This is a genomic window from Raoultibacter timonensis (assembly GCF_900240215.1).
Taxonomy (GTDB): domain Bacteria; phylum Actinomycetota; class Coriobacteriia; order Coriobacteriales; family Eggerthellaceae; genus Raoultibacter; species Raoultibacter timonensis.
This window is the reverse complement of record NZ_LT964679.1, coordinates 2659565-2672633: the sequence shown is the minus strand read 5'-3', so window position 1 is coordinate 2672633 and position 13069 is coordinate 2659565. Positions and strand designations below refer to the sequence as shown.

9 protein-coding genes are annotated in these 13069 nt (G+C 58.0%); 8 read left to right on the top strand and 1 reads right to left on the bottom strand.

Going from position 1 to position 13069, the window contains the following annotated elements; translation table 11 throughout:
* Positions 1-164: 164 nt before the first annotated feature.
* Positions 165-1625, bottom strand: a complete 1461-nt coding sequence (locus tag C1722_RS11520) for a helix-turn-helix domain-containing protein (protein WP_102379364.1) — start codon at positions 1623-1625, stop codon at positions 165-167.
* A gap of 358 nt (positions 1626-1983) precedes the next feature.
* Here C1722_RS11520 and C1722_RS11515 point away from each other — a divergent pair, with 358 nt between their 5' ends.
* The 8 genes from C1722_RS11515 (at position 1984) to C1722_RS11480 (ending at position 13049) form a co-directional block, all read left to right on the top strand.
* Positions 1984-3366 (top strand): helix-turn-helix transcriptional regulator, encoded by a 1383-nt coding sequence (locus C1722_RS11515; RefSeq protein ID WP_102379363.1) that lies wholly within the window; start codon positions 1984-1986, stop codon positions 3364-3366.
* Positions 3367-3620: 254 nt separating this feature from the next.
* On the top strand, positions 3621-5189 hold the full coding sequence (locus C1722_RS11510) for an FAD-dependent oxidoreductase (protein ID WP_180995172.1): 1569 nt from the start codon (positions 3621-3623) through the stop codon (positions 5187-5189).
* 126 nt (positions 5190-5315) lie between these two features.
* Positions 5316-5933 carry a cytochrome c3 family protein gene (locus C1722_RS11505; RefSeq protein WP_102379361.1) on the top strand — a complete coding sequence of 206 codons (618 nt, stop codon included), beginning with the start codon at positions 5316-5318 and terminating at the stop codon, positions 5931-5933.
* Positions 5934-6338: 405 nt separating this feature from the next.
* Positions 6339-6938 carry a signal peptidase I gene (lepB, locus tag C1722_RS11500; RefSeq protein ID WP_180995171.1) on the top strand — a complete coding sequence of 200 codons (600 nt, stop codon included), beginning with the start codon at positions 6339-6341 and terminating at the stop codon, positions 6936-6938.
* Between the two features lie 41 nt (positions 6939-6979).
* The gene (locus tag C1722_RS11495; RefSeq protein WP_146040661.1) at positions 6980-8317 is read left to right on the top strand and encodes a DUF7601 domain-containing protein; all 1338 of its coding nucleotides are present in this window, start codon (positions 6980-6982) and stop codon (positions 8315-8317) included.
* 73 nt (positions 8318-8390) lie between these two features.
* On the top strand, positions 8391-9344 hold the full coding sequence (gene srtB, locus C1722_RS11490; RefSeq protein WP_102379358.1) for a class B sortase: 954 nt from the start codon (positions 8391-8393) through the stop codon (positions 9342-9344).
* On the top strand, positions 9337-10089 hold the full coding sequence (locus C1722_RS11485) for a hypothetical protein (protein ID WP_102379357.1): 753 nt from the start codon (positions 9337-9339) through the stop codon (positions 10087-10089). The genes srtB and C1722_RS11485 overlap by 8 nt, the downstream gene beginning before the upstream one ends.
* On the top strand, positions 10086-13049 hold the full coding sequence (locus C1722_RS11480) for an autotransporter outer membrane beta-barrel domain-containing protein (protein WP_102379356.1): 2964 nt from the start codon (positions 10086-10088) through the stop codon (positions 13047-13049). Before C1722_RS11485 ends, C1722_RS11480 begins: the two co-directional genes overlap by 4 nt.
* The last annotated feature ends 20 nt before the right edge of the window (positions 13050-13069 follow it).

The following is a 13069-nucleotide window of genomic DNA, read 5'->3' as shown; positions in this document are numbered from 1 at the left end:
GCGTCCGAAAGCGTCGGTCGGTTGTATGTCCGCAAGACGTTTCCGAATGGGGTCTACCGAGAACTATGCCGTGCAACAAGAAGGCCGTATTCATACCATTGAGGCGTTTTTCGTCTCATACAAATGAGGTGATATAGCTTTGACCTGCGTTTACGAAAGTGACGTCAGTCGAGGTTCTCGATAAAGGCAATGAGTTCGTCGCGGCTGTGCACGTTGATTTTCTGATAGATGTGCACAATGTGCGTTTTGACGGTATTGCGCGAAAGGTACGTCTCTGAAGCGATGGCCGGGACGCTTTTTCCGCGGAGTATGTAGCTGAGCATTTCGGTTTCGCGAACGGTGAGAGAATACTCGGCTACGGCTCGATCGATTTTGCTCTGCATGGCAGTCGACAAACTTGAAGGTGCTTTCGCATTTGCTCGGCCGCTTGTGTCGTCTTCGTTCGAAATCGATTCCGAGGGAAACCGGGATAGGAGCAAAAAGCCGGCCAACGCGACGATATACACGACGCCAAGCGTTAATTCGAGGTAGAAACTCCCGAGAAAGGTGATGGATATTTCGCCGACGAGCATGCCGAGGATGAAGCCGCCGTCAGTGAGGCATACGCCGAGTGCGAAGATTTTTGCCGGACTCGTACGGCCGTTGTGAGCGATTTTAGCAAACTCGGAATAGAGCAGTATGGTGAGAAGCTGCTGTGCGGAGTATACGAGAATTCCCGAAACGGCGGCCCGCTCATCACCGAACGTAGCAATGAGGAGCAACCCCCCGATTGCAAAGGGGATGACCGATTTCGGGATGAGCGAGGTATCGCGCTTGCTCGCCATGTAACCATCGATCGCAACAATGACCAGAAGAAATGCGAACGAGAAAGCAATAGTCGTGATCCAGCTCAAGACGGTATCGTTTGAGCCGAACAAAAATCTTACCTGGAAGAACCCGAGAGGTATGGAATACACAAGGCAGAACAGAGCGAATCGTAAAGAGAGCCTCCCCTCATCCGAGCTTTCCCTGTGCGGTTCGATAGTGCTTTTCTTCAGGCCGAGGTGCACGCAGAGGGCCGACAGTAGCGGTAAGACAAAGAGTGAGGCGACCATTGCCGGCCGCGGGAGCACGGCAAGAGCGAGAAAGACGATTTCTGAAACGATGACGCCAATCGAGAGGATCAGGCGCTTCTTGTTGTTGCTGTAGAGCGACGAATAAAGTTCGCACCAACAGACAAGCTGCCCGCTTGTTCCGACCCCGACGGTTATGGCACCGAAAATCAAAGCACCGTTCAATCCGCTGCCGAGAACGTTCGCGTAAAGGATCATGGCAAACCCGAGCATGGATACAAGCGGCGATCCGAACAGGATAGCCCTATTGTTCGAGTAGGGGGAATACTGTTTCGACAGGGCACCGAGCATGGCGAGGGTGGCAATGTGGCCGAGCGTCGACCAAAACCATGCACTGTCGAAGACGGGGGAAGATTGGGCACTCGAGAAAAATCCTGTGAGCAGGACGAATAGCAGCCAAGTCCAGTAAATACTGAACCCGAGTGCGCAAAAGAGCGAAGCAAGATGTTTGTTCTTGGAAAGCAGCTTGATGGTTCCTCCTGACCACGCGCCTGCTTGATGGCTGCTCGGCATTGTAACATAGGGGTTTCGGCGTATGGCTCGTTCGTACTTTGTTTGCGGACATGCGATCGGATAAGCTCGGTGTGTACGCTTTCTTGAAGCGGGTGTTTCTGAGGACGGGGTGTTTCTAAAACCGGAATCAGGAGTGCTAAAGGAAACGCAGTGGTTGGGAACGGGGGATTGGCAAACAAACAATCGTCGACCAGTGCCTAGTATTGTTGTGCAACAGGGTACAGTTGCCGATCTGCATCTATGGTTTTACCCAGGGGTCCCTTTGTCGTGCATCAGAAGGTGCTCCCGCCGCCCTCTGCGCTTTCGAGCGGCATCCTCACGTTTCCCTGTATACTGTGACGGACGAAAGGGGTCGAGCTTGAATTTTCGGTTGGTTCGCGAAATCGCCAAGGACATATGGTTTCTCGGGCTGGTGTGTCCGCAGATATGGCTATGGTTCATGCTGCAGACGCTCGACCGATCGGCTCCCGTTTCCTTCGAGGTGTTCTACGTGGCCCAAGGGGTTACCGCTGCTGTTTCCGCCATCGTGTTTTTCAGGATGAGGGGCAACGGCGGTGGGTCTCCTCGGTCGCTCTCGTGGTTGTTTGCAGGCGCTATGTGCCTTGCGCCGCTTCTCGTCCGCTACGGTGAAAGCGTATTGGGAGCTGCCGCTCTGCCGATCGGTGCAGTGCTTGGCGGGTCGGGCCTTGTTTGGTGCTACCTGCAGTATGCCGCTCTCTTCAGCACGATAGACCTGAAGAGGATGGCGAGCTACCTGCTCGTTTCGTTTGCGCTTGTACCGGCGATCCGCTTTCCTTTCGAAGTGCTTCCCCTCGACGTGTCCCTTGTCCTTACCGTGCCGTTGCCCCTGCTGGCGGTATTCATGTGCCGAAAGGCGCAGGCTCACATTCAGCCGGAGGAGCCGGCGAAGTCGACGCAAGAACCCATATCGAAGAAAAGGACCGGACTCGTTCTCGTCGTCATTGAGCTTGCGGTGTACGGCTTGGTCATGGGGTTGTTCAGGGTTAACAACGAGGGAATCCACAGCGATTTGCTGTACATCGGCGTCAACCTGATCATCAAGACCGCGTTCCCCGTTTTGTTCCTCGCCCTGATCCGATATTCGTACAAACGGGTAAGCATCAGCTTTCTCTGCCAGATCGCCATGGCGTTCGTTCTGCTCGCTATGGTTGTCGCGTCGAACTTCCGCGACAGTGCATTCGTGTCGTTCGTCGTATTCGATTTCGCGCGCTACGTGATGGTCATCCTCCTGTTCTTCTCCTTGTGCGCTCTCGCTCCGCGCACCTCCCTGCATCCGTTCGTCGTATTCGGCGCCGGGTTTGCGCCGTATGTGATCGCGTTGAGCGTCGGTATGGTCTTGGCCGATCAGCTCGGAACGTTCAACACGTATTCCGACTCGTTCATCATCAACCTGATCGCGCTCTTAACCGTAAGCACCGTCGTCGTTTTCAACTTCAAAGACGATGCCGACGTACGGCTGTTTCCCGAAGGGAACCCCGACGAGGTTCCCCTGCAAGACTTCGACAGGATAGACCGCCGATGCGAGGTGCTCGCCGACCAGCACGGGCTCACCAAGCGAGAGCTCGAAACCATGCAGCTCATCTGCAAGGGGCGCTCGAAGCGCTATATCGCCGAACATCTCATGATCTCCGAGAACACCGTTCGCGGGTATGCGAAAACGCTGTACGCGAAACTCGATGTCCACAATCGCCAAGAGCTCCTCGACCTGCTTGCAATCTGATCGCCCGTGGCCCAACGCGTTGGCGGTTGGGAAACTCCCGCTTTGGTGCTCTTGGAAACAAAGCAATCCATCTGCGAAAACGCATCCATCCCCCCGCTTCGTGTGGATGGGGTTTCGAAAAACACACGGTTCGTGGGTACAGGGCGTTTTGTCTCTGCTGCTATGGTTCGGCCATCGCTTCATCCGTCGGCTTAGAGTCCGTTTGGTGGAGCCGATAGAAGAAACCAAGGAAGCAAGAAGGGATGGAATCTACTATGGAACTGAATCGTCGCGATTTCATTAAAGGCGGCATCGCCGTCGGGGGTTTGGCGGCAATGGCGGGTCTTGCCGGGTGCGGCTCGGGTCAGGCGTCGGCTTCGGCATCGACGGGCACGGGAGTTCCCGAGCAGTGGGACGACGAAGCCGACATCATTGCCATCGGGGCGGGCGGTGCCGGTCTTGCTGCGGGCATCGAGGCGCAGACGCAGGGCGTGAGCATTATCATCTGCGAGTCGCAGGCGATGGTCGGCGGCAACAGCGCCATCTGCAACGGCGGTATCGCCATTCCGGGTTCGCCGCTGCAGGCAGAGCTTGGCATCGACGATTCTCCCGACCAGATGTTCGAGGATTTGTGCGCATGGTTTGCCACTGACTACGACGAGGGCTACGTGCGCATGCTGTGCGACCTCAACGGCGGCGATATGTACGATTGGCTGACCAGCATGGGCGTCGTGTTCGAGGCATCGGGCCTTTTGCAATCGAACGGCCATTCCCGTCCGCGCGAGCATCATGTGACTCCGGGCGAGCTTATTAACACGCTCAACCAAAATGCGCAGGCTGCGGGTGCCGATATTCGCCTGAACACCCTTGTGACACGCATTATCCAAAACCCCGAGACCAAGCGCATACTCGGTGTCGAGATCGAACAGAACGGGTCCACGCAATACCTCAAGGCGAAAAAAGCAGTGCTCTTGTGCTCGGGTGGATACGGACGCAACAAGACTATGCTCAACGAGTGGAACTTCGGACCTGCGGTCGAGGACATGACGGTGTTCAACGGGTCGCTCGGCCAGCTTGGCCAGGGCATCACGATGGCGATGGCTCTTGGCGCCGACCCGCGCCATTTGAGCTACTGCGGCATGCTTACCGTACAGAATCCCGATGGGCAGACGGGCGATGCCTGCGCGATGTACCACCAGGGGGCCGTGCTCGTGAATCTCGAGGGCGAGCGTTTCGTCAACGAGGCGCAGGGCTACACCAACGTTTGGTCCGAACTGCTTTTGCAGCCCGAGAACATCTGCTGGCAAGTGTGGGACGAACCCATTGCCGAAGCTTGCTCCGAAAACGAATCGGGATACTATTCGATGAGCAAGATCATCGAGACGGGGCTTATGGTGCAGGCCGACACGCTCGAGGATCTCGCTGCGCAAATGGACATTCCCGCCGATGCGTTCGTTGCAACGATGAACCAGTACAACGCCGATATTGAAGGGTCGGGTGTCGATAGCGCATTCGGCCGCGCGCATCTTTCCGGGACCGGAGCGGCGCCCGTCGCCCTGACGACGCCGCCGTACTACGCCTTCAAGACCACAAGCGTTGTCAGCTCCACCTACGGCGGGCTCAAGCGCTGGCAGGAGGATCACCTGCAGGCGGTCGACGTGTTCGGCAACGTGATTCCCGGCCTGTATCTCGCAGGCAACATTTCGGACTTCTGCAACATGGGCATCGTGCCCGGCACGCGCCGCCCCATCAATGCTTCGGGCTGCAGTTTCGGCGGCTCGATGTCGTTCGGTCGAAAGTGCGTGCAAGAAATGGCCAAGCTCGACAACTGGGACGAAGCGTAGGAGTAACCACCCGCGGTTCGCGTGCCCCCGCGTGCCCCTCGCATGACGGGAAACCATGCGGGACCGTCGGAGCTGCCCGACGGTCCCGCAGCCGCTGAACGTGAACAATCCCGATAGGAGGATGCAATGGAAGACGAGAAAACAGCCGCCGACGAGGCGTTGAGCGGCAGCGATGCCATATTGGAAGGCGATCGGGTCGAGCCCGTCGCGAAGAAGAAGCGCAGGAAGTGGCCCGTTGTCGCAGGCGTGGTAGCCGTAGTGCTCGTGGCCGCGGGCGCTGGGTTCTGGGTGTGGCACGAGAGCCCCGCCTTCTGCAACGCGATCTGTCACAGCCCCATGGACCCCTACGTCGAGAGCTATGAGTCGGGCGACGAATCGCTCATGGTGACAGCCCATGCGCGGGAGGGCTACACCTGCCTGCAGTGCCACGAGCCGAAGATCGACGAGCAGATAGCCGAGGGCATCAAATGGGTGTCGGGCGACTTCAAGGATCCGCTTCCGAAGATGGAGTACGACGAAACCTTCTGTCTGAACGAGGCGTGCCACGACATGGACCGCGCAGGACTCGAGGCGCTGACCGACGGCCTCGCGTTCAACCCCCATCAGAACCGCCACGGTGATATCGCATGCGGCACCTGCCACAGCGCCCACGGGCCTTCCGACCTGTATTGCGGGCAATGCCACGAAGAGGCGGCTGCGATGGCCCCTGGCCTCGGATGGACCGTCGGCGGGGCGAGTCTATAGAAGGTTCTTTCGAGTTCTCGGACAACCTCCGCTACATAAGCATACGCATGGCGAAGCTCCGGTCGGTAACCTGGCCGGGGCTTCGTCGTGCATTGGGCGAAAGGTGTTTCCGTAAAATCCTATCCGATGATCTGTCTCGTTATAATTGTGAAGAAGGTAAGGAATTGCATAATTAAGTATCTTCCTACCATTTTGATAGGTATACTCGGATTCCATAAAACGGAAGCACACTGAGTTTGAGAGCGAGAGCGCTCCGCTCCTTCGATACGCCCACCACGGTTTGCCTGCAGCAGGGGTAGACCGGTTCCTAATATTGTAATTTATTACTAATATAGGCACCCGAAGAAGCAGAGAGCTTGCTCCCGCTAGCCGTCGCCCGGCATTCTCGGCTCCTGGTTTCGAAGGGTGATTGAACTGGACGGCACCACTAGGCAAACGACAGGCACTGAAAGCGGGGAAGCCGATCGGCGGACGCAACGCAAGCCGAAACGCAACAAGCTTCTGCTCGAAGTGCTGTACTTGATACTCAAGGTTGCACTGGTTGCGCTCGTGGTTCTTCTCGCCCTCGTTTTCGTTTTTGGCATTGCGAAAGTGGAGGACAACTCGATGAACCCTTCCCTGAAAAGCGGCGATTTACTGTTGTTTTACCGCTTGGATCACGATTACACCTCCGGAGATGTCGTTGCTGTCGAGTACGAAGAAAACATCCAGCTCAGAAGGGTGGTAGCCGTTGAAGGAGATACCGTGAACATAACCGAGGGGGGCCTTGAGATAAACGGCAAGCTGCAGCAGGAGCGAAGCATCAGCGGCAATGTCGGCAGCACGGGCGCAGAGACGCTTCTCTATGAAGGCGGCATCGATTTCCCCGTTACGCTCGGGCCGGGCGAAGTGTTTTTGCTCGGCGATAACCGGGCGGAGTCGCTCGACAGCCGCATGTACGGCCCCGTGAAGGAGAACATCATTGTTGGAAAAACAGTGTTTGTCATGAGAACGAGAAACATCTAGCAGGAAGCATCGGAAAGAACGTCGCAAAGAGAGGAAAGGCAATGGCAAGAGTAAGACAGAAAGTAGCGAGTACGGCATTGGCCGCAGTGGTGGCGCTTGCGCTGTCGTTGACAGGAATGGCGAGCGTGGCCTTCGCGGAAGAAATTCCGAAGAACGGCGATGGATCGGGCTCCGAGACCGTCCAGGGCACCCTGGCCGGAGCGTGGATCAGCAAGCACCTGGATGTGCCCGCAGGCGCCGACACGACCAAGCTCCTAGGCGAGGAATACCAGTTCGTCGCAACGCTGACGGACGTGGCCGATCACTCGGGGGCCGTGTCGACAGACACCTACAAAGATGTCCGGACGCTCTCGACAACGGCGCAGTTCTCCAGCCTGACCGCAGGCGAAGTGAACAAGGTGCTTTCGGGCAACATTACGGGTAGCGTGACCAACAGCTACCCGCATGCCGGCGAGTACATCTACGAGGTCGTCGAGGTCAAGCCTTCCGACCAGGCGCCGTCCGGTACCGATACCGAGGGTATGGCCTACTCCGAGCAGAAATACCAGATGCGCGTATGGGTGAAGAACGTGAACGCAAGCGGGAACCCCGCGGGCACCGTCGTGTACGCCGTCACCGTTTTCGAGTTGACCGACGCGATCTCCAATCCGAATGCGGATAACGACGACGCAAAGGTAAGCGCTGACAACGTTTTGGAGGATGCGGCACCCAAGGTTGCGAACGGATTCACCTTCAAGAACGAATACACCGTTCCGGTAACGCTGAAGACCGCCAACGTCATCACCGGCGATTGGGCCGACTTCACCCTGAAGTTCCCCTTCGATGTGAGCTTCACCTTGCCGAAGGCCGCCGAAGGTGCTTTCGACGTCGAGTACATCGTCGCGCCGAACACCTACGTCTTCGACGAGGATGGAACCCTGTGGTCCGACGGCAGCGGCGGTACGGAGGTTACCTCTGGATGGAGCAAGATTCCGTTCGCCGCAGGTGCAACCGAAGGCTCCATTCCGTCCACGCCCATCGGGCATAACGAAACCATCTACTTCAGGAACCTTCCGCTGGGAACCACGTACAAGGTGAGCGAAACCGATTCCCTGACGCAGTACACGAAGGCGTCCGACATTTCCGGCGTCACGGGCAATCCCGGTGCCGCTTCCGTTTCGGTGTACGAGGTGTCGACCGGATCGGATGTCACCTACAAAGATGAATTCGTGGCGGCAGACAGCGACAACACGGTAACCATCACCAACGAGCGCACCAATATCAGCATTACCGGTGTCGTTCTCGACAACATGCCGCTGATCCTCATTGGGCTCGCTGCATGCATCGGTATTGGATTCTACTTCGTGAGCAGGGCTCGGCGCCAGGCCGAAGAAGACTAGGCACGAGAAGGATCGGAAGGCGGGATATGCCGGCAAGAGCTAATCCCGCCGATCTTTCTTTAGAGGAACAACCATGGCAAAGCAGTACGTGAACAATGAGGGCGTCGAGCGTCGAAGCGGAGGCTTGAAGGTCCTCCGCGCGGTTGACGCCGCCTTCGACAATCTGTTCTTGATCGTTCTCGTTCTCGTACTGCTTTGCGCCTCGTATGTCGTGTACGACAACGGACGGATAATCAAGGGTGCAAACTCCGTCCAGTACGAACAGTACAAGCCCCACGATACGGCTTCGTTCGCCGAGCTGCAGCAGAAAAATTCTGAAGTGTTCGGTTGGGTGGGGGTGTTCGGTACGGGTATCGACTACCCGGTGGCACAAACCGATAACAACTTCAAGTACGTGAATACGAGCGTGTACGATTCGCCTTCGATAGCGGGGGCGATCTATCTGGACTATCGAAACAGCCGGGATCTGTCGGACTTCAACAGCATTCTGTACGGGCACCATATGGATGAAAGTGCGATGTTCGGCGATATCGACAAGTTTGAAAGCGCGGAGTTTTTCGAGAGCCACGCATACGGAGAGATCTACACCTCCGCCACCGACCGGTACTACGGGATAGAGCTCTTCGCTTATGTGCTCGGAGACGCTTACGACGAAAAACTGTACAACCCCTACGTCGAATCCGAAGGCGAGAAGCGGGCCTATATCGATTACGTGTACTCGATTGCCTACCACAGTCGGGATATCGAGATAGGCGCCGACGACCGGCTCGTGGTGCTGAGCACCTGCGCTTCCGAGCCGACGAACGGCAGGCATCTGCTCGTGGGGAAGTTGAGCGACGATCGCTTCGAGAACTCCTTCGCCTCTGAAAACAGGGGATCGGGGTTGGGCGATCTGTTCGACAGGTTCCCACACGATCTTGCCCTCGTCGCGCTTTGCGTGATCGTGATCATCGTGGTCTCGCTCCTTATCTACGCGATAAAGAGGCGGGAGAGAAAAAGGAAAGAAGCACAGACGAAACGTGACTAAAGCTGCTCACATACAGGGATTGCTCGGCATTGCCTTCGCGCTTGCCCTGGGCACGCTGTTGCTTGCGTGCGCGGCACCTGTGCGGGCATTCGCCGCTGATTCGGTTAGCTTTGATATGCCGGTATACCAAACGATAGAAGGCTTGCCGGCGGATGAAAGCTATACCGTCACGTATACGCTCGAGCCGCTCGATCCCAGCTACCCCATGCCGACCGACGATGCAAGCTACCAGTTCGCCATCGCCGACAACGACGTGTTCGTGGCGCCCACCATCGAATACCGCGCGGTGCGGATATACGAATATCGGCTTACCGTGACAACCGCCGCAAGCGAGCAGCCCGATATCGCGCTCGACACCACGTACTACAAGATTCGCAATAACGTGGTGCGCTTCGATCAGCCCGGCGGTTTGGAAATGCAGACGGTGTACGAGAACTCGAACGGCTACAAAGAGGAGAGCCTCGCGTTTGCGCACACCTATAGCCCCTCAAAGCCTCCTGAGCCGCCCGTCGATCCTCACGATCCCGATGATCCGGCGGATCCGCTCGATCCTCACGACCCCGGTGCTTCGGGTGGGCAGGGCGGCGGCTCGAACGTGTTCGGTGCAGGGTTTCCCATAACGGGGGACGACGTGCTCGAGCTCGCTCTTCTGTTCTCACTCGTAGCGCTTCTGTCGCTCTTTTTCATCATAGTCGGTAGGAAGCTTCGCCGCCGAAAAGATGAATCGGAAGGTGGTGTCACATGAGATTGCTTAATACGGTTACCAAGAAAACAGCTGTGGCACTGCTTGCGGTTTGCTTGTCCGTGGCGGCTGTTCCGTATGCGGGGATAGCCGAAGAGATGAACCAAAGCGAAGCGCTGATCGCGCTTGGGGCAGATGCTACTGTGGAAGAATCGTCCGAGCACGCGGAGGCAGGCGAGCCCGATACGGGCTCGGGCGATGGATCGGAGTCGGACGGGCAGGTTTCGGATGGCTCTGACGGGCCGGGGGCGCTACCGCAGGACCCGGCACAGAATGGCGAGGCGGCGACTCCCGATGGGGGCGTAAGCACGCTTGCCAGCAAGAGCTATGCCATCACGAGCTTCAGCGATTTGAAAGCGGCGGTTGCCGACACCGACTCGTCGACCGCGCAAGGCGATACGATCACCTTCGTGATCAAAAACGACATCGTCTTCACCGAAGTCATCGCGCTTCCCTGGAACAGGAGCTCGGTGTTCGTTGCCGAGGGGGGGTCGTGGAATCTGACGTGGGCCGGTCCTGCGGCTGACAGCGGCTGGGAGGGATCTGCCCGGCATTTCTTATCGTACGGAACCGCAGACCACGCGCAGACGATAACCTTCAACGCCGGCCTTACCATCGACGGAGCCGGAAGGGGTGGGGGACTGTCCATCGGCACGGGCGGCAGCGCGCCCAACTACGTGAACGATAACTACAACTGCACGATCGTCCTCAACGGCGCGACGTTCACCAACTGCGTAACGGCGCAAAGCGGCGGTGCAATCAGCATCGACGACTATACGCCATCGAACAAGCTGGAGCTGAAGAGCGGTACGATATCGAACAGTCGGGCCACCGGGGATGGCAGCGGCGGGTACTTCCGTGGAGGCCACGGCGGCGGCGTGTTCTTCGGGGGCGATACCCTCACGCTCTCGGGGGCCCGTATCGAGAACTGTCGTACCGATACGCTCGACGGCAGGTCCGGCGGCGGGATTTACGTCGATGCGAACGCGCGATTTGCGTTTACCGCGGGAACGATTACCGGCTGCACCGCTGCAGTCGGCGGCGCTGTGGGGCTCGGCTGGGGATCGACGCTCAGTTTTACGGGCGGATCGATCATGGACAGCGTGGCATACAACGAGCAGCAGAACCAAGGCGAAAACGGGTTTGGCGGCGGCATCGGCGCGTACGGCGCGACGATGAGCGTGAGCGGCACGGCAACGGTGTCGGGCAATACGGGTCGGCATGGTGGCGGAATATTCGGCGGGGGAGGAACGGCGATCACGCTCGGCGGCGGCGCCTTGGTCGATTCGAACCAAGCGGCCTCGATTACGGAGTGGGGCTCGCGAGGCGGCGGCGTGTACGTCGACGACGGCTCCAGCCTGAAGATCGAGGGTGCTATGATCTCGAACAACAGGGCTACGTCGGCGACCTCCTCAAGGCTGAACGGCCATGGCGGCGGTGTTGCCAGCGGCGATTACGGGGTACCGTCGAGCATCGAGTTCACGAGCGGAAGCATCAAAACCAACAGTTCCGACATCGGGGGCGGCGGCGTTTACCTGATGGCCTCGAACACGTTTACTATGACGGGCGGCATAATCGACGGATGCTACACCAAAGACTCCGGAGGCGGTATTCTGGCAACGGAAAGCGCCGTCATCAAACTGTTCGGAGGAAGCATCGAGAACTGCTCGGCGCGGGGTCTCGGCTGGTACGGTGGCTGGGGCGGCGGCATCAACCTTGCCGGTACGGTCGACCTGCAAATAAACGGTACGGATATTACGAACTGCAGCGCAACCGATCCCGGCGCCTCCATCGGAGACGATCGGGCCGTCGGAAGCGGTGGCGCAATCTTTGTCGACCAAGATGCAGGTGCTGGCGTACGCGTCGGCATTGCCAATTCGACCATGTCGGGCAATACCGCTTCTGCAAACGGCGGTGCGATCTTCACCGTTTTCCTGAACAACCTGACGGTAGATGCATCGACGGTTTCGTTCACGGGGAACACTGCGGGGGCGTATCGCGTTCCTGCCGACGATGTCGCTGCCGATTCGTCCGTGTATCCGTGCTCGAGAGCCCTGAGCTCCTCGGACGCTCCGTCGGGTACGGTGCCTGCGGGACGGAGTCATCCGCTCAACAATTACGACATCAGCTACTTCAGCTACACCGTCGCCTACCATGGGAACGGGGGAGAAAGCAGCGCATCAAACACGGTGGCCTATTTCGTGCAGGAGGTTCCCTTCAGATCGCTCGGGGGCGTTACGGCCACGGTGAAACGGCAAAACGCCGTTGCCTTCGACGGGGCGACGATCGACTACGCGCTCGATCGATATGCCTTCGCCGGATGGACGGGAGCCGAGGTTCCCCGGGTCGACGGTAGCGACATCAAGGTTGCAGACGAAACCTGGTCAATCGGGGGAGACGTTTTGACGACTGCATTCCCCCTCGTCGAGTTTTACGCAGCGTATAAAACCGATATCGTCATCAGGAACGTGGCGGCTGGAGATACCGAGTTCTTCGACTACACACGGACATTCGGCCTGTGGTTTGCCGTATGGGATCCTGCGACGGGCTACAGTGGCAGCAACTCCCTATCCGATTGGTACTATACGCCGAGCAACGGGGAGGCGGACAACAAGATCACCTACTACTACAAAACGGTATTCGGCGCGAACGAAGCGCCGGGTTTGAAGTCCATTCGCGTTTCGTACGAGTTGAACGGTGCGCCTATCGGGCGGGCCCATTCGGGGAATCCGGGCAGCGACGACGGCATCTGGGATGTCGACTTGACCGACGACCTTATCGATGGGCAGGGCGGTTCGTACAACGTTCTAACCGTGACGAACACCTACAATGCGCCGCCGATCACCGAGGTCGAATCCGATCAGCAGCCCTATTGGCTGCTGATCATCGGAGGAGCTGCGTTCGTTCTAGCTCTTTTGTTGAGTGCACGCAGAAGGTCGCGTAAGAGCGATCAAGCCGAGTGAACGTGTGCTGGGCGCAGACT

What these genes read in the sequence shown, in the direction of transcription:
- C1722_RS11520 (WP_102379364.1), bottom strand. Translation starts at nt 1,625, where the DNA reads ATGCCGAGCAGCCATCAAGCAGGCGCGTGGTCAGGAGGAACCATCAAG.
- C1722_RS11510 (WP_180995172.1), top strand. Translation starts at nt 3,621, where the DNA reads ATGGAACTGAATCGTCGCGATTTCATTAAAGGCGGCATCGCCGTCGGG.
- C1722_RS11505 (WP_102379361.1), top strand. Translation starts at nt 5,316, where the DNA reads ATGGAAGACGAGAAAACAGCCGCCGACGAGGCGTTGAGCGGCAGCGAT.
- C1722_RS11495 (WP_146040661.1), top strand. Translation starts at nt 6,980, where the DNA reads ATGGCAAGAGTAAGACAGAAAGTAGCGAGTACGGCATTGGCCGCAGTG.
- srtB (WP_102379358.1), top strand. Translation starts at nt 8,391, where the DNA reads ATGGCAAAGCAGTACGTGAACAATGAGGGCGTCGAGCGTCGAAGCGGA.
- C1722_RS11480 (WP_102379356.1), top strand. Translation starts at nt 10,086, where the DNA reads ATGAGATTGCTTAATACGGTTACCAAGAAAACAGCTGTGGCACTGCTT.